Below are 22799 nucleotides of genomic sequence, written 5' to 3'. Positions count from 1 at the left end.
TTCGCGTCGACTGATTCCTTGCATTGAATAAAAATACAAGAATGAAATCCGATAACGATTTAATCAGCGCTTCCCTTGCCGCCTGTAAGATGCAGGTTTCTGCCGGTGAAATGCAAAGTATAATCTTTAAGCTATTATAGATTTTTCCTATTAGATTTAAGCTATATGTTTTCCGTATAATAAAATCAAATCATGGCATAGGTTTTTGGAAACGTGGGAGTGTTTGCTATGAACAACGAAGAGTACATGGAATACGAAGGATACCGGATTATTGAAGCGGCGCTTCTTTCCTATACTTCTCCTGACCGCAGCCTGCTGCCGGAAGCGGGGCCGGAGAGCGGCCTGGTATGGGATTACGTCCTCTTCCGTCTGTATCTGGCGGAGAAAACGATTCGCCGCTTTCCCAGCGGATTCGGCTGCATGGACCGCATGGCCGACGGCCTCAGGGATGGGATTTCCCATCTGTCCCTCACCCTCAGGACCCTGTCCCTTTTGAAAGGTCTGAATGGCTCTTCCCTCATTCTGGGCGGCGTTCTACCGAATGAAGAAAAGGTGAAGGAACGTTTCCATGAATTTCACCATCTGGAAATGGCCTGCGGCGGTTCCCTGGAAAAAATGGTGGCTTCCCTGGCCGCCCTTTCCGGCTGCCGGGCAGACAGGAAATTGATTTCCTACCTTTCCGCTGAAACAAGGGCCTTTCTTTCCCATCTTTCCGAAAAACTTTCCTTCCTGACGCCCCGGCATATCTATCAGGGCGCCAGAGACTTCAGTCCCTCCCTGCCTTCCTTTGCAGGAGAAGCAGCGGACGATTCCTCTTTCCTTGCCCTGCTCACGGGGCTGGCGTTGAGCTGTCTGGTCATGCTTTTGTAGAATCCCTATCCAAAAGGGAAAAGTAAGAGTACAATGAGAACATAGCAGAATGAAGAGCATGGATTCCAATGAATCCATGCTTCTCTGATGGGAGGAGGCGCTTTCTATGGACATGACGGAGTATCTGGAAAATATGGGAATCACCGTATGCCAGCGCGCCTTCTTTTCCTACATGGCCAAGCCCCAGGGAAGCTACGGTCTCCACATGATTTTCCGCCTCTTCCTGAAGAAGAAACGAATCATCATGCTGGAGCGGGACCGGGCCGGCTGGTGCCGTTTCCTTTCGGACTACGCCGTATTCCGCCTCTATATCGCCCGCTTCGTACTAAAGGACTTTGCCCGGGATTATCCGCCCCTTTTAAACATCTACACCGGTTTTGACAAAGTGGAAAAGGATTTCCCGGAATTTCTGAAAAAAGAAGCGGACCCGGGGCGGGGCGTGGGGGATATGTCCCTTCTCCCCGACAATCTTCCCTACCTCTATTCCGAAGAAAAAATCAAAGCCTGCCACGAGCTCTTCGACCACATGGCTGCCAAGGCGGAAAGGAAACTGGATAACCCCGATGAAATCTTAAAGAGCCTCATCACCGAAGGCCTTTCCTATCTTGCATCCAGGGACAAGGCGCCGCTGTACACGCCGGTGTTCTGGTTCTTCTCCAAAGAAACCCTTTCCTACGCCCAGTATCTGTCGGAACTGTACAAAGGACTCATTCCGGAGAGCCATTACGAAAATCTCCACGCCCGCCCCTATCAGGAAGTGGAACGGGAAGAGGATACCTTCTACACCGACTACCGCCTGCCGGCATTCATCCTCTTCTTCCTGGCCGGCCTCATCTGCCTGGTGCTGGCGAAGGCGTGAGGGGGCCGCGAAGCGGCCCGGGTTCAGAGGGTTCAAAAGGTTCAAAGGGTTCAGAGGGGAAGGTTGACGCCCACTGCGTGGGCGAGGGTTCTAAAGGTTCTTAGGTTTGACGGGCCTTTGGTCCGAGGGTTGTGGTATTGCCGCCTTCGGCGGCATTTTATAATGGCGCCCACAGGCGCCATACCTCGCCAGCGCAGCGATACTATTTAACTCCCCTGGGCGGAGCCCTCAAACAGTCCGGGAGGCGTCAGCCGGTCCCGGACTGAACCCTTGGCGCCCAGGGGCGTCAGCCCCGGAGGCGCCATCAACCCTCACGGCGAAGCCGTGTCAACCTTCGAGAATTCAGCCTGCCCTCCATTTTGACACTAAAAAAAACGCTCCTTTCGGAGCGTTTTTTTGTGGTATCAGAATACATCCTTCAGAACGATGGTCTGTTCACGGCTGGGGCCTACGGACACGATGCCGATGGGCACACCGATGAGTTTGGAAATACCGTCCAGGTATTCCTTGCAGAGAGCCGGCAGTTCGTCGTAATTGCGGATGTCGGAAATCTTCTGTTTCCAGCCTTTGAAGGTTTTGTATACGGGGGTAATCTTTTCCAGGAATTTCAGGTCAGCCGGATATTCTTCCACTTCTTTTCCTTCGTATTCGTAGCCTGTGCAGACTTTGATTTCTTCCATGTCGTCCAGGATATCCAGCCGGGTAATGGCCAGGTAGTCGAAGGAGTTCAGGGCAGCGGCATAACGGACAGCCCGGGCATCCAGCCAGCCCACGCGGCGGGGACGGCCGGTGACGGTGCCGAATTCGTGGGCCGTATTTCTAATGTAGTCTCCGGTTGCATCTTTCAGTTCCGTGGGGAACGGGCCCTGGCCTACGCGGGTGCTGTAGGCTTTCACTACGCCGAAGATGTTCTGCATCATATGGGGTCCGATGCCGGCGCCGATGCAGGCACCGCCGGCGGTAGGATGGGAAGAGGTAACAAAGGGATAGGTGCCGTTGTCGCAGTCCAGCATGGAAGCCTGAGCGCCTTCAAAGAGTACGTTCTTGCCTTCCTTCACCAGAGTCTGCACGGTGTAGTTGGTATCCTTCACATAGGGGCGGAGCTTTTCCGCATAGCCCAGGTAGTCGTCCAGCATGGTTTCATAGTCGAAGCCTTCCATGCCGTAGAGCTTTTCCAGAAGCATATTTTTCTGGGCCACATTGTATTTCAGCTTTTCTGCAAAGGTTTCCTTGTCCATGAGGTCGCACATGCGGATGCCGATACGGTTGATTTTGTCCGCATAGCACGGTCCGATGCCGTTCTTGGTGGTGCCGATTTTCCGGCTTCCCTTCCTTGCTTCCTCCGCTTCATCCAGGCGGATATGGTAGGGGAAAACCACCTGGGCACGGGTGGAAATCTGGAGATGGCGGGCGTCGATGCCCTGGTCTTCCAGCCGTTTCATTTCTTCCAGAAGGCTCTTGGGATCCACCACCACACCGGTGCCGATGATGCAGATGGTGCCGGGGTACATGATACCGCTTGGCATAAGACGGAGCGGATATGCCTTGCCGCCGGTAACCACCGTGTGGCCTGCATTGTTCCCGCCCTGGGAACGAACCACCACGTCTGCCTTCGCGGCCAGATAATCTACGATCTTGCCTTTGCCTTCATCGCCCCACTGGGCACCAATTACCATTGCTGTTGCCATTATTCATTCTTCCTTCCTGAATCGGAATTCCCACCCCATGTGATGGGAAGATTTACATGTACGCTTTTTCTCGCACAATTACGCCTATATTATACCATCTGAATGGAAATGGGGCAAAGTGATGGGGCCGCCTTTGGCGGCCCGGGTTCAGAGGGTTCAGAAGGTTCTGCCTGCCCTTGGCAGGCGGGTTCAAAGGGTGTGGTATCGCCCTCGCGGGCGATGAGTTTTATAGCCGCTCCGCGGCTGCCGCCAGCAGGCGGCATATATAACTCCCTCTGAACCAGCCCGCTCTGTGGGCGGAACCTTAGACGCCCAGGGCCGCAGGCCCGACGGCGGCTTGAACCTGGGCGCCGAAGGCACCTGAACCCCTTTTGCAGTCGGAAATACAGTAAAACGCTGCCAGTGACACAAAAAATCCACCCCGCAGGGTGGATTTTCTTATTCCGCTACAACCGATACGTGGACGGAGCTGGTCACCTGCTGGTGTACCCACACTTCCACGTCGTATTCGCCAAGGGTCTTGATGGGGCTCTTGAGACGGATGTTTTTCTTTTCCAGTTTGAATTTATACTGCTTTTCCAGGGCTTCGCTGATGTCCTTGCCGGTGACGGAGCCGAAGATTTTGCCGTCTTCGCCGCACTGCACCTTGATGACTACCTTTACTTTTTTCAGCTGGGCTGCCATGATGACTGCTTCGTCGGCAGCTACCTTATCCTTGAATACCTTGGATTCCTGGCGCTGGGCAGCGGTATTGAGGTTAGCCTTGGTACCTTCTACGCCCAGGCCTTTGCGGATGAGCACATTGCGGCCGTAGCCGTCGGAGACTTCGATGACGTCTCCCTTTTTACCAATTTTCTTGACATCCTGTAAGAGTACGACTTTCATTCTTTTTCCTCCTTTATTTGCTTGCGGACCTGTGAAATAATCACTTTCTCCGCACTTTCTCTATTTCCTTCTTTCCCCAGCTGGGCGCCGGCAACGGTCAAATGACCGCCGCCGCCCAGGGCTTCCATGACCACCTGTACATTGACGGAGCCATCGGAGCGGGCGGAAAGACAGAGTCCCTTATCGGTATAGTAAAACAGGAAGCTGGCCCGGATTTCTTTGATGGTGACCAGGTAGTCCGCCACCTGTCCCGCCAGAATCTGGGATTCTTCTATATTTTCCGGGCAGGCGGCAATGGCAATGGTGCCGTCCACGAGCTGCATGCCTGCCAGGATTTCCGCTTTGGTGCGGATGCTGCTGATATCCTCTTCAAAGAGCCGGTGCACCAGTTTCGTGTCGGCGCCGCAGCGGCGCAGGAAGCTGGCTGCATCGAAGGTGCGGACACTGGTCTGCACGGCGAAGTTCTTCGTATCCACCACAATGCCGGCATAGAGACAGGACGCCTCCAGGTCGTTCATTTCCTCTTCACCGCCGTAGTACTGCACCAGCTCGCTCACCAGTTCGGACGCCGATGAAGCGGAAGGTTCCATATAGGTGAGGAGGGTGCCTGTAATCATGGAGCTGGCTCTCCGGTGATGGTCGATGACCACCTTTTTCTTTGCTTTCTTCAGCACTTCCGGCGCTGCCGCCAGTTCCGGCACATGGGTATCCACCACGATGACCACGGTTTTGTCGGTCACCATGCCTTTGGCCTGCCCTTCATCGATCAGAAGCCCTTCCGCCACGCCGCTTCCTTCGATGGCCTCCACCATTTTGCGGCAGGTGTCCCTTTCTTTAGAAAGGACGATATGGGTTTCCTTATGGGATGACCGGGCCAGATGGGAAACGCCTACGGCGGCTCCCAAAGCGTCGAAGTCCTCGTGGGCATGCCCCATGATGAGCACCATATCGGCGCCGTCGATGATTTCCTTCAGCGCCTGGGCCACCACCCTCACCCTGACGCGGGTGGAGCTCACGGCAGTAGGCGATTTGCCGCCAAAGGCCTTCACATCCTTGCCTACCCGAACGATGGCCTGGTCGCCGCCCCGGCCCAGAGCCAGGTCCAGGGATACCTGGGCCTCCTCAAACTGCCTGGCAAAACTCTCATCGCTCTGCACGATGCCGATGGAAAGGGTAACCGGAATGCGGTTCACCGTATGGATTTCCCGGACCTTGTCCAGAATATCGAAATTATCCTCCATCATGTCCGCCAGGGCCTTCTGGGAAATACAGGTCACAAAGTCGGTGCTGGAGTACTGCTTGATAAATCCGTCACGGCTGGAGAAATAGGAAAGCACCCTTTCCGTCACGTCGGAGAGAAGGGCCGACTTTTCCATATCCGTCATATCGGCGGTCACTTCCGACACGTTGTCAATACGGATAATGCCGAATACCGGCCTTGCTTCGGTGCATTCCTTCACCGCCACCTCCACATCCGTGCGGTCCATGAAATAGAAGACCATGAAGGGAGACTGGGTGCCGCCGCCGATATCCACGTCGATGAATTTATGAAATACCCTGAAGAATGTGCCGCCGGCATGGCAGTCGAACCAGCCGGTCTTTCCCCATATTTTGGAAATTTTCTGTCCTGTCACCAGATTCTGGAAACGGACCCCCTCCTGGGCGTCCTTCCCAATCCAGTTCCTGAACACATTATTAGCCCAGACCAGTTCCTTTTTCTCATCCATCATGGCAATGCCCACGGGCAGATTCTTCACGGCATACACCGTGCCTGCCGACACGCCGGCGGACAGATCGTCCAGGTACCGGGACAGCTTTTTCTCCTGGTAGAAATCGCAGCGCTTAATGTATACGATGCAGCCTGCCACAATGATGAAAAGAAGAAGTCCCAGCTGCCAGTTCTGGGTAGCCAGCATGACCACTGCAATGAGCAGCAGCGCCAGCATAATGCGGGATGTCTTTTTGTACACCCAGATATCATTCAGCATTTTACTTCTTTAACCTCGATTTCCGAAAAACCGGTGATTTTATACCGGCCTCTGCCGGTCTACTCTAATCCTACTCGAAATGAGGAATGAATGCAAATATGTTATATGGGGCCGCCTTTGGCGGCCCGGGTTCAAAGGGTTCAGAAGGTTCTGCCTGCCCTTGGCAGGCGGGTTCAAAGGGTATGGTATCGCCTATGGGGCCGCTCTGCGGCCCAGGTTCAAAGGGTTCAGAGGGTTCTGCCTGCCTTTGGCAGGCGGGTTCAAAGGGTGGTGGTATCGCCCTGTCGGGCGATGAGTTTTAATGGCGCCTGTCGGCGGCAGGGCTGCCATAGGCGGCATATTTAACTCCCTCTGAACCAGCCCGCGCTGTGGGCGGAACCTTAGCATTTCAGGGCGACAGCCCGGTGAATGCTTGAACCCGGATGCCGAAGGCGCCAGCACCCTTCTCTTTATCAGGAATACAGCCTCCCGCCGAGTGGTATTTATCAACAAATGAGGCAGTCACGTCTTGTACCGAGATTCTTCGCTTGCGCTCAGAATGACTGTGTCCGGCGGGAAGCGGAAAGCGGTTAGCGGACAGCCGGATTTCTGCCCCTTGAGCGCCAGCGAATACAACCTTTCTATACAACCTGCCGCGAAGCGGCGCCCCTTTTTGCAGTCGGGAATACAACCAAGCGCCAATAATGTCTCTACTGGTAATTTCTCTTTTCCCGATAACTGGCGGCCATATCCGCAATGCCCAGGAACACCACGAACATCTGGATAGCTCCGATGAAGGCGGAGAGAATCATGATGAAAAGGCGCAGGGGCTTCATGAAAGGATAGCGGTGGGGCATCCACCACACCACCGACAGCCCCTGGAGCCAGAAGATGGAAACGCAGAGGGTACCCAGATTGTAGGCCACATAGGATACCTGCTCCTGGTCCTTGAAGAAATACTGTGCAGCCAGCACCAGAAGATAGAGGGCCAGGGTTCCCTTTGGAAATTCCCACCGCTCAAAGGGCGGCAGATGGGGAATATCGGTAATGCCCATTTTCTTGAACACATGGGAGCCCAGGGTCATGGAAGCCCAGGAATAGAAGACGGAAACCGCCACCAGCGTGTAGGGCACCGATTTCTCCATGGCATCCATAAGGAAATCCACCTTTTCCTTTGCCTGGTCCAGCGCCTCGCCGCTGTAGAAAGAAGGCAGCGCTTCCATCATGCTGTCCTTCACCTGCGCCAGTCCCTCGCTGCCAAACACCAGACTGGGAAGGCCCAGAAGGTAAAGGGTAGCAATGCCTTCTGCCACCAGGGCCAGAAGAACCACCACCGCCCCGGCAATCAGCGTCTTTGCCGCCGATACCTTATAGCGGTAGCATATGCCCATGGTCACCCCCAGCAGACCGAAAATGGCGCACACAAAGGCGGCGGATACCACGCCGAAGAAAGTGGAATCCAGCACCAGCACGCCGGTGGTCACCACGATGGACCACTTAATGCCCTCCTTCATGCCCAGGTAGGCAATGGGAAGGGGAATCAAAAGAAATACCACCGTAGACAGCAGGGGCATATAAAAGCCAAGAAGGGAAAGCACCACCACCAGGGCCGTACACATACCGGCCAGCACGATGGCATGGTTGTCTCCGGAAATCCGATCGTTCATAAAACACTCCTCTTATTTCATACTATATTATATAATGCAGATGTATTATTGTACCATATCGCGGCAGGGACCGCCATGCGGCACGAACACGCCCGAAGGGCGTGAGGGTTCAGAGGGGCACGGCTCCGCCGTAGGTTGGGCCGCCTCCGGTGGCAGGTTGTATAGAAGGGGGCGGGAAAAGGGTTCAGAGGGTTCAGAAGGTTCAAAGGGTTCAGAGGGTGGTGGATTGCCCTGCGGGCAATGCTTATAAAGTCAGCGTTACGGTTTTCCCTTCCCATTCTTATGTCACGCTGACATGGCGGTGAGTCAGCCACCTCCGGTGGCTTCTCCCCCTTTGGTGCCTTACGGCACCACCTTTCCCCCGCTGTGCGGGGGCACAACAACCCGTACTATGCTTAGAGTAACTTATGAGAACACAGCCTCGCGGAGCTTTGCTCTGCCCCCGCTTGCGGGGTGGCAAGGGAACTGGATTCGTAGGGAGCCCTTGGGCGACTGAGAATCCAGTGACACGCTTCCCTTTAGGAGAAGTCCCGCGAAGCGGGCAAGGGGGAACGCTTTCCCCACGCCCGCAGGGCGGTTGTTTGGTTTTACTAGCCCACTAGCTCACTAGCCAACTAAAGTTGTTTTATCCAAACTGGCGCCTTCAATTATTTAAAAGGCGCCTACCACAACCCTCACGGCTGAAAGCCGTGTCAAACCTTAGAACCCTCTGAACCCTTTGAACCCTCACGCCCGCAGGGCGTGTCCATAAAGGCCCGCCCTAGAAATCAAAGAGGGACATCTGCTCTTCTTCCGGCAGGTCTTTCAGGATGCCCATGTCATCCATGGTGTCGATGATGGTCTGGCTCACTTTGCCCCGCTTCCTCAGGTCTTCTTTGGAGGTGAAGGGATGGCTGTCCCTGGCCTTTACGATTTCCTTGGCCACAGAGTCCCCCAGGGCGGGGATGCAGTTGAAGGGCGGCAGGAGTTTGCCGTCCACCATTTTGAATTCGGAGGCCGCTGATTTATCCAGGCTGATGGGCAGGAATTCCAGGCCCCTGAGGTACATTTCCGCCGCCACTTCGATGACCGTGGCATTGCCCTTTTCCACAGCCGTGGGATGTTCCAGGGACGCAATGCGGGCCAGTTCCTGTTTTTGGGATTCCAGTCCCCTAAGGATGACCGGCGCATTGAAGGAGCCTTCGGCGCGGATGGTGAAGTAGGCAGCGTAGTAGGCCAGGGGCTGGTAGACTTTGAACCAGGCGATGCGGAAGGCCATCATAACGTAGGCCACGGCATGGGCTCTTGGGAAGAGGTAGCCGATTTTCAGGCAGGAGTCGATGAACCACTGGGGCACATGGGCGGCGTCCAGTTCGGCCCGGTTGTTGGAGCCGTTCTTTTCCAGTCCCTTCCCTTTACGCACGTTTTCCATAACCTTGAAGGAGGTCAGAGGCTTGACGCCGTGGTTGATGAGGTAGTTCATCACGTCGTCTCGGGTGGAAATGGCATCTTCCAGTTTGACGGTGCCGTTTTTAATGAGGTCCTGGGCGTTGTTCAGCCACACGTCGGTGCCGTGGGAAAAACCGGAAATTCGTACCAGTTCGGAGAAATTCTTCGGTCTCGTATCTTCCAGCATGCCCCGGACGAAGGGGGTGCCGTATTCCGGAAGTCCCAGGGCACCTACGGTGACGCCCTTGTTTCCAATCACCGAAGCCAGCTGCTGGGGCGTAATACCCAGGGCTTCGGTGGAGCTGAAGAGGGAAAGGGTTTTCTTATCATCAAAGGGAATGGACATGGGGTCGATGCCCGTAATATCCTGGAGCATGCGGATGACTTTAGGATCATCGTGGCCCAGAATATCCAGTTTCAGCATACGGCCGGAAATGGAATGGTAATCGAAATGGGTGGTAATGGTACCGGGAATGATATTCCCATCTTCATCCTTCAGGTATTTTTTATTGGCCGCATACTGGAGGGGCGTGAAATTGTGGATGTCCATGTCCCTTGGGCATACCATGATGCCCGCCGGGTGCTGGCCGGTGGTGCGCTTCACCCCTGCCACGCCGGCTGCCAGTTTTTCTATGAAAATATCGTTGAACGTGAGGCCCCGGTTTTCCGCATACTTTTTCACGAAACCGTAGGCCGTCTTGTCCTGGATGCCGGCAATGGTGCCGGCGCGGAATACATTGTCCCGGCCGAAAAGTTCTTCCGTGTACTTATGGGCCACGCCCTGGTCATCGCCGGAGGAGAAGTTCAGGTCGATATCAGGTACCTTATCTCCGTCGAATCCAAGGAATACGGCAAATGGAATGTCGTGGCCGTTCTTATTGAGTGGCGTTCCGCACTGGGGGCATTTCTTGTCCGGCAGGTCGAAGCCGCCGCCCACGGAGCCGTCGGTGAAGAAATGGGTCCAGTGGCATTTGGGGCATACATAGTGAGGCGGCAGGGGATTGACTTCCGTAATGCCGGACATGGTGGCTACGAAGGAGGAGCCTACGGATCCTCGGGAGCCTACCAGGTATCCCCGGTCATTGGAATGCTTTACCAGTTTGTGGGCAATGTAGTACAGTACGCCGTAGCCGTGCTTGATAATCGGCGTCAGTTCCAGGGTCAGACGGTCTTCCACCACCTTCGGGAGAGGATCGCCGTAAATGGCATGGGCATTGTCATAGCACATTTTCACCAGTTTGTCGTCGGCGCCGGCAATCTTCGGGTTGTAGGATTTCCATTCCTCCGCCAGAGGCTTTAATACTTCGCACTGCTCCGCAATCTTCCTTGTATTGGTCACCACGATTTCAATGGCCTTGTCCTTGGGAAGGTAGGAAAATTCATCCAGCATTTCCTGGGTGGTACGGATGTACACGGGCGGATGGGATTCGATTTTCCCCGGCTTCTCCCAGTTGGAAAGGAGGATATCCCTGTTTCTCTGGTCTTCGGCAAACATGTAGTGGGCATCGGAGGTGGCGCACACCGGGCGGCCCGCCTTTTCCCCGATTTCAATGACCTTCCGGTTCAAATCCTGCAGGTCCTTTTGTGAATTCACATTGCCGAATTTGTCTTCATTAATGAGGAATTCATTATTTCCCAGGGGCTGCACTTCCAGGTAATCGTAGAATTTGGCTTTTTTAATGAGTTCCTCATCGCTTTCTCCTGCCAGGACGGCGCGGAAAAATTCGCCCATCACGCAGGCGGAGCCGTAAATCAGGCCTTCATGGTATTCCTCCAGAATGGGCTTGGGAATGAGGGGCCGTTTCCGGTAGAACTTCAAATGGGAAAGGGTAACCATGCGGTACAGATTCCGAAGGCCCGTAATGTTTTTGGCCAGGATAATGATATGGTTGTACTGCTGGCGGTCGGTGTCCGGATTTTCGGGGATTTTATCAATCATGTACCCCTCCATGCCGTAAATCACCTTCTGGTGATATTTGTCCGCCAGGTCCTGGATTTTCGGAAAGGCCTGGATTACGCCATGGTCCGTAATGGCCACGGCGGGATGGTGCCATTTGGCGGCGGTTTTAATGATTTCCTCATTATCGATGAGGCCGTCCAGGCTCATCTTCGTATGGAGATGGAGCTCCACCCGGGGGGTAGGATAATTATCTTCATGGTCAATGACCTGGGCTTCCCCTTTTTCCATCTGCAGAAGAAGGAGTTCCAGCGTATTTCCGCCGGAATATTTGTCAAGCCGTACATTGCCCCGCACTTTGACAACGGTGCCGGGCTTCAGGGACTCCACTCCCTCCGCTTCTTCGGGATGGTCAAAAAATTTCTTGCAGGAAATGCCGTTGGTGTCATCGGCCAGGCGCATGAGGAACAGTTTCTTCTTGCTTCGAAGCTCCCTCACTTCACAGCTGATGACGGTGCCTGTCACGATGACACCGTCCGCTTCGTCCGTAACGGTTCGGATGTCCACGGGGTCACCGGCAATATGCTTCCGGCCCAGGTAGATGCCGTTCACAGCGCCGCCCTTCTTTCCGCCGTCCTTGGGAGAGGAAACAAAGGCGCTCTTCGGCAGCACGCTAGTGAGGTCCGGGAGAATGTCGGGCATATCCATTTCCGGTACGTTTTCCGCCTCCGGCGGCAGCGGCGCCGCTTCCGGAGGAATATCATCCAGGGAAGGAAGGGGCATATCGTCGGGAGGAAGCGCAAAATTTTCCATAGGCTCCTCATCGGGCAGGGGAATGTCTTCCGTCCCCATGTCACCGGAAGGTACAGGCTCTTCCGGTTCCTTATAGGGCGGGGCCCCCATGTCCAGGGCAATGGATGCAAACACTTCATCCGATACGTCTTCCCCATTCACATAAATGGACTCCACCGGCGTGAGTTCCTTTCCCATAGCCTTCAGGGCGCGGACCGCCGCATTCCTATCGTCTGCCTTGATATACCAGGCCCTGCATTCTGTATCTACTTCCATCAGTGTAATCATGGAATTCTTATTCCGTGACTGCAGACGGTATTTTCCCATGGATCTGCTCCTTTCATGATAAAACCTGCCTCCCCGGGAGAGAAACCTTCGTGATTCAGCCTTCCTTCGGCAGGTCTTCTTTATTCTTATAGGTCACCACCGTATCCACCGCTTCATAGTCCGATTCGAAGAGGTCGTTATACACCCTTCCGTCGGCCCATTTCACGCTCTGTTTGATGGTCACATTCTTTCCTTCATGTCCCTCTTCTGTCTTCTTGTCTTCCTTCTGGGCGGGGTCCACGCGATTCACTGTCTTGAAGGGCAGCGTTTCTTCCTTCGTTTTGGAAATATCCACGTAGGACGGTTTGTCCTCCTTATTTCCCAGAATCCAGATGGACACGGAACCCGGCGCGTATTCCGCATAAATATAGACGCCGTGCTTCAAATGGTTCCGGAAACAGAAGTCAATGACCCCTTCCGCCACCGTAGCGTCCCGTCCCAGGGGGACGTAGGATACGGGGGAGAAATGGCAGGTGCGCTGGGTCACTTCCAAGCCCGAGAGAATCACCGCATTGAAGAGGGTGGAGCTCACCTGGCATACACCGCCGCCGGAACCGGGCTCCAGCTTACCGTTAATAATGACCGGCGCTTCCTTATACCCGTTGGCTGCGGACCGGGAGCCGGTGGTGCGGTTATAGGAAAAATCACCGCCGGGCTTCAGATAGGTGCCGCTGATTTTTTCCGCCGCCAGGGAAATGTTGCTGCTCCTGTTGGCATCGCCGCCGAAATGGGTGGTGTATTTCCCAAGGACCGCATTGATTTCCTTAGCCTCTTTATCTGACATGTTCGGTTTCTTTTCTTCGGACACCGGGATTTCCACCGATCCCCCTTTTCCTGTTTCCAAAGTTTCCTTCGCCTGGGAGAAGAGATCTTCTTCCTCGATTTTCAGATAGGGCCGTCCTTCAGAAAAGGTAATGGAGCCGTCGCTGTGGAAACGGGGCAGCGCGTTCTGCGCCGGTTTACCATACTTTGCCTTCATTTCCCCGATTTTCCGATGCACCGCCTCCTCATCAAAGGAAGCGTCAATATGGGCGGATTTTCCGGAAAGGAGCGTTTCCCACCGGTCCTTCCACTGCCGGAAAAGGCTGCCTTTCCTTCCGATTTCCATGGCTTCGTCCAGGCTGTGTTCGTCGTAGCGGACCTTCAAATCCTTATAGCTCCATTCCTCATGGGCCGAATCCCTGGTGAGTGCCAGCTTTTCCTTTTCCATGGCCCGGTTCTGCTCATCAAGGAAATCCATGAGATGCGCTCTTGATTTGCCTCCCGCAGAAACACCGTTAATTCTTACGCCCGGTATGACCGTATCGCCTTTCACCCAGAGAAAGGGGGCGGCGGCTCCCGAAAGGAGCAGTGCCAGGGCAATCATGCCTGCAATCCGTTTGATTCGTAATTTCAATGCCCGTTTCCTTCATTTCATGCAATATGTAAGAAGCAGGTCCTTCAGTTCTATTTCAGAGGAACCCTGCCTTGTTTTCATCTGATAATTAAAAATCTGGAGCAGAAACCATTCTGCTTCCTTCTCCCCCACCTTGGCCGCTTCATTCTGCATATTCCGCCACATCCAGGAACTGCGGATGCCAAGGGCCTGCCGGATCTCCCCTTCGGGACGGCGGTTTCTTTTCATTTCATGGAAAATCTTGATTTTCCTGAACTTGGAGGAAAGGAATCCCAGATTCTTGATGGTGGTAGAAATGTCCGTGAACACGCGGTCCGCACTTTCCAGCACCACACCGGCCTTCTTGTCTAAAAGGGCGTCGGTGAAGCGGAAAATGCCCTGGTTCATGTAATCCGGAAGCGCCGCTTCCAGCAGCCTTCGGGTCACGGTGTCCCGATTTCCGCACATCAGCACAATTTTATCACATTCCGTCTTGAGAAGGGGAGCGGAAATCTGCTCCCAGGAGGAAAGGACCGTTTCCAGATAACCCCTTGCTTCATAGTCCACCCGTTTCCCTTCATCCGCCAGCATGCGTATCATGGTGCCCGCCGCGTCCCGTGGATTCATGAGGCTGTACTCCTCGCTCATGCAGATGGCCAGAAGGCTCTTAATGATTTTCGTCCTTTTGTCCGGCTTTCCATCCAAAAGGATAATGAAGAGAATATCAGGCGGCAGTTCCTTCAGCGTTTCAAGGAAGGCTTCTTCCTTCTTGTCCTCCTTTTCAGACCGCCTTTTCAGGAAGGGCGGATTGTGGATAATGACCGCCGTTTCAGCGGTAAAAAGGGACTGCCCTTCCAGGGCGTTTTTATATTCTTCAAAGCTTCCATTTCCGTCAAACAGGGTGATTTCCGGCGCCTTTCCATGGAAATAGGACGATATCAGACTGTTTTTTCGGATATTGGCGGATACGGGATCGTCGCCGTATAAAAAGAAGCAGTTATTTTTAGTTGATTTCTTCATAACCATGATGTATCTTCCAGCTCCCACCTGCCATGGAAGGATGCGGTCTGCATGCCTTCCCTGTATACATTGGCGGCTTTATAATTTTTAAACTCAAATAAATCCACATCCTCAAAGGAAGAGCCAAGCCGGCTTCCGCCGTAAATGACGGCCTCCGCCTGCACCCGGTCCATTTCCTCTTCCGGTATGCCCGTGCCGTTCTTTCTTCCCGATGCCACCCAGACGGTGTGGGGAGGGAAGGATATTTTCTCCAGTCCCCTTCTTCCTGAAAAGTAGACACCCCGGTCTCCCTCGGAAAGGAGGAAGCTGCTGCCATTGGTGAAGAAAGACAAACTTCCCATGCGAAGGCGGCCTTTGGAAAGGAGGCGGACCTTTCCTTCAAAGTTTGGAAGCAGGTAAGGCGTTTTTTCCTCTGCCCTGCCGCCGGTGACCCAGATTTCCCTCACCGGTACAGCCAGTGTCAAAGGAAGGGGTTCTTTCACATCTTCCAGATTTAAAATTAGGATATCCGCATCAAAAATGCCTTCGTAGCCCAGGATGGACTTCCATTCCCAGTCCGACGTATGGGAGGGAATGCTGCCGCCCTTATAGTATAAGATTTTATGCTCCCCCATGACAAGAGCTGCGCCCTGGTCCGGCCCCAGGTCCGGGCAGTAAAGCAGGGCATCCGGCTTCGCTGCATAGAGGAAAAGGGTGGCTGCCAGAAGGGAGCCCCAGATGCCAAGGGCACCGTACAGTCCTGCCGGCACAGCAGCCAGGGACTTTTTGAAATAAAGAATCGCCACAGTCACATAGTAAAGAAGAATCTGTGCCGCCGTCATGCCGCCGGTTTGGAGAGAGGCCCGGGGCCAGGAGGAGAGATGAAGATTCATCCGAAGGCCCGCCCAAAGGAGATAATCCGCTGCATAGAGCAGGCCCCCTGCCAGAGGAAGGAACACCGGTGCCAGCACCGCAGCCACCAGCCCCACTATGATGACCCATTCCAGAAAGGGCGTAACAAAAAGGTTGGCCGGAATGAAATAGAGGGGGAAGGTATGGAAATCGTAGAGCATCACAGGAATGGTGAGCACCTGGGCCGCCGTGGAAAGCGCCATGCCCTCCCTCACCCATTGGGGGAGAAAAGAAGCTGCGGAAAGGGCCTTCGCCAGGGGTTTGTAAAAAATAAGAATACCCGCCGACGCCCCCACGGAGAGCTGGAAACTCACGTCGTAGAGGTAAAAGGGATCCCACAGCACCATGCCTGCCACCGCTGCACCCAGGAGATTTAAAGCGGTTTTCTCCCTTTCCAGGAAAACGCCGCCCACCGAAAGGATTCCCATCACCGCCGCCCGAATCACCGGAGGCACCAGCCCCGACAGGAGGGAATAGAAAAGGACAAGCAGAATGGAAATACCAATGACCGGCTTTCTCGGCAGGTGGAGCCATTTTCCCAGAAAGTAGAGAAAGCCGAAGAGAAGGGCCACATGGGAGCCGGACACCGAAAGGATATGGATAATGCCGGTGGCGGAAAAGGAGGTCATAATATATTCTGGAATTTCATTGTAATTTCCGCCAAAGAGGAGAGTCATCAGGATATGGAGCCGCAGGGGGTCCATGTAGGGTGCAAAGGAGGTTTCCACCTTTCCCTTGATGTCATCGGCCAGCCTTCCTGCCCCGTACTTTCCGCTTTCCCCAAGGAAATGAATCTTTTCCGGTTCATCCGGATAAATCCTACCGATGAGCCGGCGGCTCCGATACCGTCCTTCCAAATCAATCTTCCCGGGATTTTTGTAAATTCGAAGGGCCGTCATCTTCCCGTTGACGGAAATCCGGTCCCCTGTATGGTAAAGTTCCTTCGGTTGGGTGTCGTAGACAAAGGCGGTGCCGGAAAGAGATTTTTCCACGCCGTCGGCGTAGGTAATGGATTCCAGCTCCGTGTAATAGCGGGCATAATCACTTCCATCCCGGTTCACCGACGGCTCTTCTTTGACAATGCCCGTCCACCGCCCCTCGCTTCCTGCCGCCCAGGAGGACTGCTGCAGCCAATACTGGTCAGAGAGAAACATGCGCCCCATGCCGGCGGCAAGGAGGCAGAGGAAAAGGAGAGAAGGAAGCAGCGCCCTTTTCCCTTTGAAAAGAAAGGCCAAAAGAAGAAAGCATCCGCCCGCCAAAAGAAGGACCCAGGGAAGGCGCATGAAAAAGGAAGGGAATCCGTCATAAAGGACGACTCCCAGCGCCAGAGACAGGGCACTCCACAGCAGGGGATACTTGGTATTCATAATGTAATTTTATCCGCCAGTTTTTTAAATTTCCCATCGCTGATGGATGGTACGCGCTTCAGGTCTTCTTTCGTGTTGAAACTGCCATGTTCCTCCCGATAGGTCATGATTTTTTCTGCGGTCACCTTCCCCACCCCCGGCAGGGTTTCCAGCTCTTTGGCTCCCGCTGTGTTGATGTTCACCAGTCCTGCGGCGCCGGAATCCTTCATGGAGGGGTCCAGGGGAATCCATATTTTCATGCTTTCCGTCACAGGCTCCGCCATGTTGACGGCAGTGATATCCGCATAGGGCAGCACGTCGCCCGCCGCTTTGACTGCATCATAGTAATGGCTCCCCTCCGGTATTTCATAGACCCCCGGATTCTTCACCGCCCCCACCACATACACCAGGATTTTTCCCTTTTCCGCCGTCTCCGCCCAGCTGACCTCCGTCGGCGGCTCCTCCTTTTCCTTTCGGAGGGACAAAGGATCCAGCACAAAAAGAGACAGTCCTATGAGAATACAGGCAATGCATGCACAAAGAAGAAGGGCTCTTCTTTTGTCTCCTTCGGTTCCCATAGGCCTGTCCCCCCTGTTTCAAAAAGATTCAGAAAGTAAGGTAAGAATCAGCGGTTGAAATTGTTCGCGGCAGGATAGGCCTGCCTTCCCGGATTATTTCTTCTGTCCGTCCTGGGGCTGCTGTTCCTGCTGCTGACGGGCTGCGGCGGAATTGGAATCAATCAAACTCTGGCGGTTTTTCTTCAGGCTGTCCAGTACGTTTTCCATGTTCGTTTCCACATACTTCAGCACATCGGTGGCATAGGTGACGGAGCTGGTGCGCAGTTCGTCGGCGGACTTATTGGCAGAGGAAATCACTTCGTTCGCCCTTTCCTGGGCCTGTTTCACCAGTTCGCTTTCTTCCGTAATGCGGGCGATGTAATCCTTTGCCTGGGCCACCGTATCTTCCGCCTTCTTTTCAGCGTCCAGCATGATACGTTCCTTATCGGCAACAATTCTTCTTGCACTTTCCAGCTCGTTCGGCAGGGACTGGTTGATGGCGTCAATCAGTCTTTCCACCTCGTCCTTATCCACCATTTTCTTATTGGTGAAGGGAACCTCGCTGGCATTGTTAATGACATTTTCAAGTTCTTCAAGAAGTTTTCTTGTATCCATAATTGGCAGCCTCATTTCTTAATAGAATTTACTTTCCTTTTTATCATTTCCTGGACAAAGGGCGGCACCATGGAGGTAACATCTCCATCAAAATGGGCCAGCTCCCGGACGCCGGTAGAAGAAAGATAGGAATAGCGGCCATCCGTCATAAAGAATGCTGTTTCCAGGGTGGGATCAATCTTTTTTATCATCAGGGCTCTCTGGAATTCATATTCGAAATCGCTGAACGCCCGGAGTCCCCGAATCAGTAAATGGCAGTCCTTTGTTGCTGCATACTCATTGAGAAGGCCGTCAAAGGCATCCACTTCCACATTGGGAATGTCCTTCGTCGTTTCCTTCAGCATGGCAATGCGCTCTTCCGTGGTAAACATGTAGTGCTTGGTGGGATTCAAAAATGCCGCCACAATCAGCTTATCCACAAGGCCGGCGCTTCTTCTGATAATATCGAGATGACCATAGGTGACCGGATCAAAACTTCCGGGGCATATAGCTATTTTCATTCAAACCTTCTCCTCATTATCTGCACTGCAGATAACTTACAACAATAGCACCCACTTTTTTCTCTTTCCATAACTCACATTTTCCCTGGAAAAGAGACAAATCAGGCGGTTCGGATACTGAATGTTCTGCAATAATGATGGCTTCTTCTGCCGGAAGGTCACAATCGAATACCTCCTGCAGAACTTCATTGATATATCCCTTCCTGTAGGGCGGATCCATGAAAATATAGTCAAATTTCTGTCCCCTTAATGATTTAAGGGAGGAAGAAACGTCGCCTTTCAGGATACGGCTCTTCTCCGCCACATGGCAGCGCAGCGCATTTTCCCTGATGACGGCGCCAGTGGCTTTGTCAAGGAATACCGCTTCCGCCGCACCCCGGCTCAGAGCCTCCAGCCCCATGGCACCGGTGCCGGCAAACACATCAAGCACCCTGGTCTCCAGAATACCCACATTCGCCAGCACATTGAAAACGCTTTCCCTCACCCTTCCCAGGGTGGGTCTGGTATTCCTGCCGGACGGAGCCGACAGCAGAGTGCCTTTTGCGTTTCCTCCAATAATTTTCATGTGTTCTACCTCATTTGTATCGTGCGGAAAAGAAATTCTTCTTTTCACACTTATGTTCATTATAGCATAAACGGCTATGTAAATCGCCGGTTAGTTTAAATTTTTTTATAGCGAAAATGGTTTGCGAATGGTTTCCTATCCTGCATGACACCATCGTGTTCCACTTCAACAGGAAACTGTTTGCAAATGGTTTCCTATCCCGCATGACACCATCATATTCCACTTCAATAGGAAACTGTTCGCGAATGGTTTCCCATCCGGCATGACACCATCGCTTTCCATCGCAGCAGGAAACTCCCCGTCTCAATAGGTTTCAGCTTCCGCTTTTTTGGCCCTTGTCATGAGGATTTCCAGAGCCTCTCTGGCGTTATGGTCGCCTTTGATGAGGTGGCATACTTCTTCGGTAATGGGCATGTCGATGTGTTCCCGGAGGGCGATTTCGTGGACCAGGCGGGCGGTGCGGATGCCTTCTACCACCATGTTGGTGCTTTTAGCGATTTCATCGGCAGTCATGCCTTTGGCCATCATCATGCCGGCCCGGTGGTTTCTACTGTGGACGCTGGTGCAGGTGCATACCAGGTCGCCCATACCGGAGAGGCCGAAGAAGGTGGTCATCTGGGCACCGAAATGGACACCGAATCTTGTCATTTCCACAAGGCCCCTTGTCATGAGGGCTGCCCGGCAGTTGTCGCCAAGGCCGATGCCGTCGAGGACGCCGCAGGCCAGGGCCATAATGTTTTTCAAAGCGCCGCCGTATTCCACGCCCCGTATGTCATCGCTGCGATACACACGGAAAACGGGGCTCATGTACAGGTCCTGTACAATCTCAACCGCTTCCGGCACCGCCGATGCCGCCACGGTGGCACAGGGGAGGCCGATCCCCACTTCCTCCGCATGGTTCGGGCCGGAAAGGGCCACGATTTTATCGGTAATGCCGGCCACTTCTTTGGTAATGCCTTCGGAGAGGCGGTGTCCTTCATTGTCCGCCAGCCCCTTGGAGGCGCAGACCACCACGGCATCCTTCATGAGCCAGGGCGTAAGGCGGGCTGCCATATCCTGCACCACATGGGAAGGAGTGCAGATAATGACGCAGCCTGCTCCTTCTACCGCTTCTTTCAAGTCGCTGGTAATGCGGATTTTTTCAGGAATATGGGCGCCCGGCAGATATTCGCTGTTCTCCCGGGTTTCCCTTATTTTATCCGCTCTTTCAGGATTTCTGCAATACATAATCAGGTCATTATTCCGTCCGGCCAGCTCGATCATCATGGCAGTGCCCCATCCGCCGGCTCCAATCATTGCAATTTTCAAAGGGATTACCTCTTTTCCCTGGTAATAGGCTTTTCCTCTCCCCGAAGAAGCCTTCCAATATTATCTTTATGTTTTCCAATGACGATAACCGCTGCCAGGGCGCCGAAAGCCACATACTCCAAGGGCTCTCCGGCAATCAGCATGACAATGGGCACCACCGGTGCGGCCAGGATGGACCCCAGCGAAACGATATGTTTCCATTTGAAAATGGCAAGCCACACCAGGAACGCCGCCAGCACCGCCGGGGCACAGATATAGGTAAAAGCCCCTACGCCGCAGGCAACGCCCTTGCCGCTTTTGAAATGAAGAAATACGGACCAGTCGTTGCCGATAATGGCAAATACGGCGCAGAAGAGGACGATGGTGGGGTCAGGCATACCCAGATGCACCGCAATGAATCCCTTCAGGAAATCACAGATGAAAACAGTAAGTCCCGCCTTGGCTCCCAGTTCCCTGTAAGCATTGGTGGCTCCAATATTTCCGCTTCCCACCTTTTTCAGATTCACACCGTAAAAGACACGGCCTATGATATAACCACTGGGAATGGCGCCTATGAAATAGGCCAGCACAATCCATAGCACGGACTCCATCAATCGTCGCCACCGTCCTTCTTACTCCGTACCACGATACGGATGGGGGTGCCCTCAAAGCTGAAGGCTTCCCGAAGCTTGTTTTCTATGAAACGGACATAGGAAAAATGGATAAGGTTGGCATCATTGACGAACATGACAAAGGTCGGTGGACGCACCCCCACTTCCGTCATGTAGTAAATCTTGGCCACCCTGCCGGAATGGGCAGGCGGCGGATTAATCATCTTCGCATCCTCCAGAAGGTCATTCAGCACGGAGGTGGGCACCCGGAGGTTCTGCTGTTCTGCCACGTTGTAAATCAAATCCCCCAGCCGGTGGATTCTCTGCTTGGTTTTGGCCGAACCGAAAAGCATGGGCGCATAGGGTGCAAAGGGCAGACCGTTCCTGATTTCCTTTTCAAATTCATTGATTGTATGTTCATCCTTGGTCACGGAATCCCATTTATTGACGAAAAGGATGAGCCCCTTCCCTGCTTCATGGATGTAGCCGATAATCTTCTTGTCCTGCTCCGTCAGCTTGTCCACCGCATCGATGACGAAAATGGCCACGTCGCAGTTGTCGATGGCGCGGATGGAACGGATGACGCTGTACTTTTCCAGGGGCTCGTCGATTTTGCTCTTCTTCCGCATGCCCGCCGTATCTACAAGGATAAAGGTCTTCCCCTTGTAGGTCCAGAGGGAATCCACCGCATCCCTGGTGGTTCCCATTTCATCGGCCACCAGGGACCGTTCATAGCCAAGAAGGGAATTGATGAGGGTGGACTTGCCCACATTCGGACGGCCTACGATGGCAGTGCGGATAATGTCCTCCGACTCCTCTTCCTTCAGATTCGGGAAGCCCTCCGTAATACGGTCCAGAAGATCCCCGAAATTCAGGCGGTTCACGGCAGAAATACCGATGGGGTCCCCCAGTCCCAGGGAATAGAACTCATACACATCCATTTCCTGGTTGTCGCTGTCCACCTTGTTCACCGCCAGCACCACCGGCTTTCCCGTCTTCCGGAGAAGGCCGGCAATGGTTTCATCGTCACTTGTCATACCGCTTCTGGCATCCACCACAAACAGGATGACATCCGCTTCTTCCATGGCCAGCTCCGCCTGCTGCCGGATGCCGCTGGAAATCTGGTCCTTTTCATTTCGGAACTCAATGCCCCCCGTATCAATCAGGGTGAATTCCTTGTCCAGCCACTTCACATCACAGTAAATTCTATCTCGAGTCACACCGGGGATGTCCTCCACAATAGATACGCGCCGCTGGGCCAGCCCGTTAATCAGCGTGGATTTGCCCACGTTCGGCCTGCCTACAATGGCAACGAGAGGTTTACTCATAAGTCCCCATCCTTTCTATATTTGAAATCAAATGTATTGTCATGACTATCTTGGAGCAACACTTCTCCATTTTTATCATACTGTATTGAAATTGTATGACGGATGGCGGTTTATGTCAAGGAAAATGGTTGGTGGTGGGGATGGTCTGCGCCTTTGGCGCAGAAGGGCCGCTATGCGGCCCGGGTTCAGAAGGTTCAGAGGGTTCAGAGGGTTCAAAGGGTTGTGGTATCGCCGCTTCGCGGCGATAAATATAAAGACAGCGTTACGGGATTTCCCATTGCGTCTCCAGTGCTGCATGACGAAGTGCCCGAGCCCCCTTCCCTA

At 53.7% G+C, this 22799-nt stretch carries 17 protein-coding genes; 2 read left to right on the top strand and 15 right to left on the bottom strand.

The window, feature by feature from the left end; all coding sequences use genetic code 11:
* The first annotated feature begins 228 nt into the window (after positions 1-228).
* Positions 229-870 (top strand): hypothetical protein, encoded by a 642-nt coding sequence (locus QZQ29_RS02270; protein WP_296959066.1) that lies wholly within the window; start codon positions 229-231, stop codon positions 868-870.
* Between the two features lie 106 nt (positions 871-976).
* Positions 977-1729: a hypothetical protein gene (locus QZQ29_RS02265; protein WP_296959064.1), complete on the top strand. Its 753-nt coding sequence runs from the start codon at positions 977-979 to the stop codon at positions 1727-1729.
* A 404-nt stretch (positions 1730-2133) separates the two neighbouring features.
* Here the strand turns inward: QZQ29_RS02265 and QZQ29_RS02260 are convergent, their stop codons facing one another.
* The 15 genes from QZQ29_RS02260 to der form a co-directional block, all read right to left on the bottom strand.
* Entirely contained in the window at positions 2134-3417 is a 1284-nt protein-coding gene (locus QZQ29_RS02260) for an adenylosuccinate synthase (protein WP_296959062.1), read from the bottom strand.
* Between the two features lie 438 nt (positions 3418-3855).
* Positions 3856-4302, bottom strand: a complete 447-nt coding sequence (gene rplI / locus QZQ29_RS02255) for a 50S ribosomal protein L9 (protein ID WP_296959061.1) — start codon at positions 4300-4302, stop codon at positions 3856-3858.
* A complete protein-coding gene (locus QZQ29_RS02250; RefSeq protein ID WP_296959059.1) occupies positions 4299-6290 on the bottom strand; it encodes a DHH family phosphoesterase in 1992 nt (663 codons plus the stop codon). Before QZQ29_RS02250 ends, rplI begins: the two co-directional genes overlap by 4 nt.
* Positions 6291-6979: 689 nt before the next feature.
* On the bottom strand, positions 6980-7936 hold the full coding sequence (locus tag QZQ29_RS02245) for a DUF2232 domain-containing protein (protein ID WP_296959057.1): 957 nt from the start codon (positions 7934-7936) through the stop codon (positions 6980-6982).
* A gap of 760 nt (positions 7937-8696) precedes the next feature.
* Complete coding sequence (locus QZQ29_RS02240) at positions 8697-12380, bottom strand: PolC-type DNA polymerase III (RefSeq protein ID WP_296959055.1); 3684 nt, start codon at positions 12378-12380, stop codon at positions 8697-8699.
* A 55-nt stretch (positions 12381-12435) separates the two neighbouring features.
* Complete coding sequence (locus tag QZQ29_RS02235) at positions 12436-13776, bottom strand: VanW family protein (RefSeq protein ID WP_296959053.1); 1341 nt, start codon at positions 13774-13776, stop codon at positions 12436-12438.
* A 12-nt stretch (positions 13777-13788) separates the two neighbouring features.
* Positions 13789-14781, bottom strand: a complete 993-nt coding sequence (gene holA, locus QZQ29_RS02230; RefSeq protein WP_296959051.1) for a DNA polymerase III subunit delta — start codon at positions 14779-14781, stop codon at positions 13789-13791.
* Positions 14772-17033: a ComEC/Rec2 family competence protein gene (locus tag QZQ29_RS02225; protein WP_296959049.1), complete on the bottom strand. Its 2262-nt coding sequence runs from the start codon at positions 17031-17033 to the stop codon at positions 14772-14774. The genes holA and QZQ29_RS02225 overlap by 10 nt, the downstream gene beginning before the upstream one ends.
* Positions 17030-17590: a ComEA family DNA-binding protein gene (locus QZQ29_RS02220; RefSeq protein WP_296959047.1), complete on the bottom strand. Its 561-nt coding sequence runs from the start codon at positions 17588-17590 to the stop codon at positions 17030-17032. Before QZQ29_RS02220 ends, QZQ29_RS02225 begins: the two co-directional genes overlap by 4 nt.
* Positions 17591-17683: 93 nt before the next feature.
* On the bottom strand, positions 17684-18184 hold the full coding sequence (locus QZQ29_RS02215) for an ATPase (RefSeq protein ID WP_296959045.1): 501 nt from the start codon (positions 18182-18184) through the stop codon (positions 17684-17686).
* 11 nt (positions 18185-18195) lie between these two features.
* Positions 18196-18684, bottom strand: coding sequence for a pantetheine-phosphate adenylyltransferase (gene coaD, locus QZQ29_RS02210; RefSeq protein ID WP_296959043.1), 489 nt, complete (start codon positions 18682-18684; stop codon positions 18196-18198).
* 16 nt (positions 18685-18700) lie between these two features.
* Positions 18701-19249, bottom strand: coding sequence for a 16S rRNA (guanine(966)-N(2))-methyltransferase RsmD (gene rsmD, locus QZQ29_RS02205; RefSeq protein ID WP_296959040.1), 549 nt, complete (start codon positions 19247-19249; stop codon positions 18701-18703).
* Positions 19250-19552: 303 nt separating this feature from the next.
* Positions 19553-20557: an NAD(P)H-dependent glycerol-3-phosphate dehydrogenase gene (locus tag QZQ29_RS02200; RefSeq protein ID WP_296959038.1), complete on the bottom strand. Its 1005-nt coding sequence runs from the start codon at positions 20555-20557 to the stop codon at positions 19553-19555.
* A gap of 5 nt (positions 20558-20562) precedes the next feature.
* Positions 20563-21147, bottom strand: a complete 585-nt coding sequence (gene plsY, locus QZQ29_RS02195; RefSeq protein ID WP_296959067.1) for a glycerol-3-phosphate 1-O-acyltransferase PlsY — start codon at positions 21145-21147, stop codon at positions 20563-20565.
* Positions 21147-22475, bottom strand: a complete 1329-nt coding sequence (der, locus tag QZQ29_RS02190; RefSeq protein WP_296959036.1) for a ribosome biogenesis GTPase Der — start codon at positions 22473-22475, stop codon at positions 21147-21149. Before der ends, plsY begins: the two co-directional genes overlap by 1 nt.
* Positions 22476-22799: the final 324 nt, after the last annotated feature.

The sequence above is a fragment of the uncultured Dialister sp. genome (assembly GCF_900538805.1).
Classification (GTDB): Bacteria; Bacillota; Negativicutes; order Veillonellales; family Dialisteraceae; genus Dialister.
Note: the sequence above shows the minus strand (reverse complement) of the source record. Positions and strands in the feature narration are given on the sequence as shown.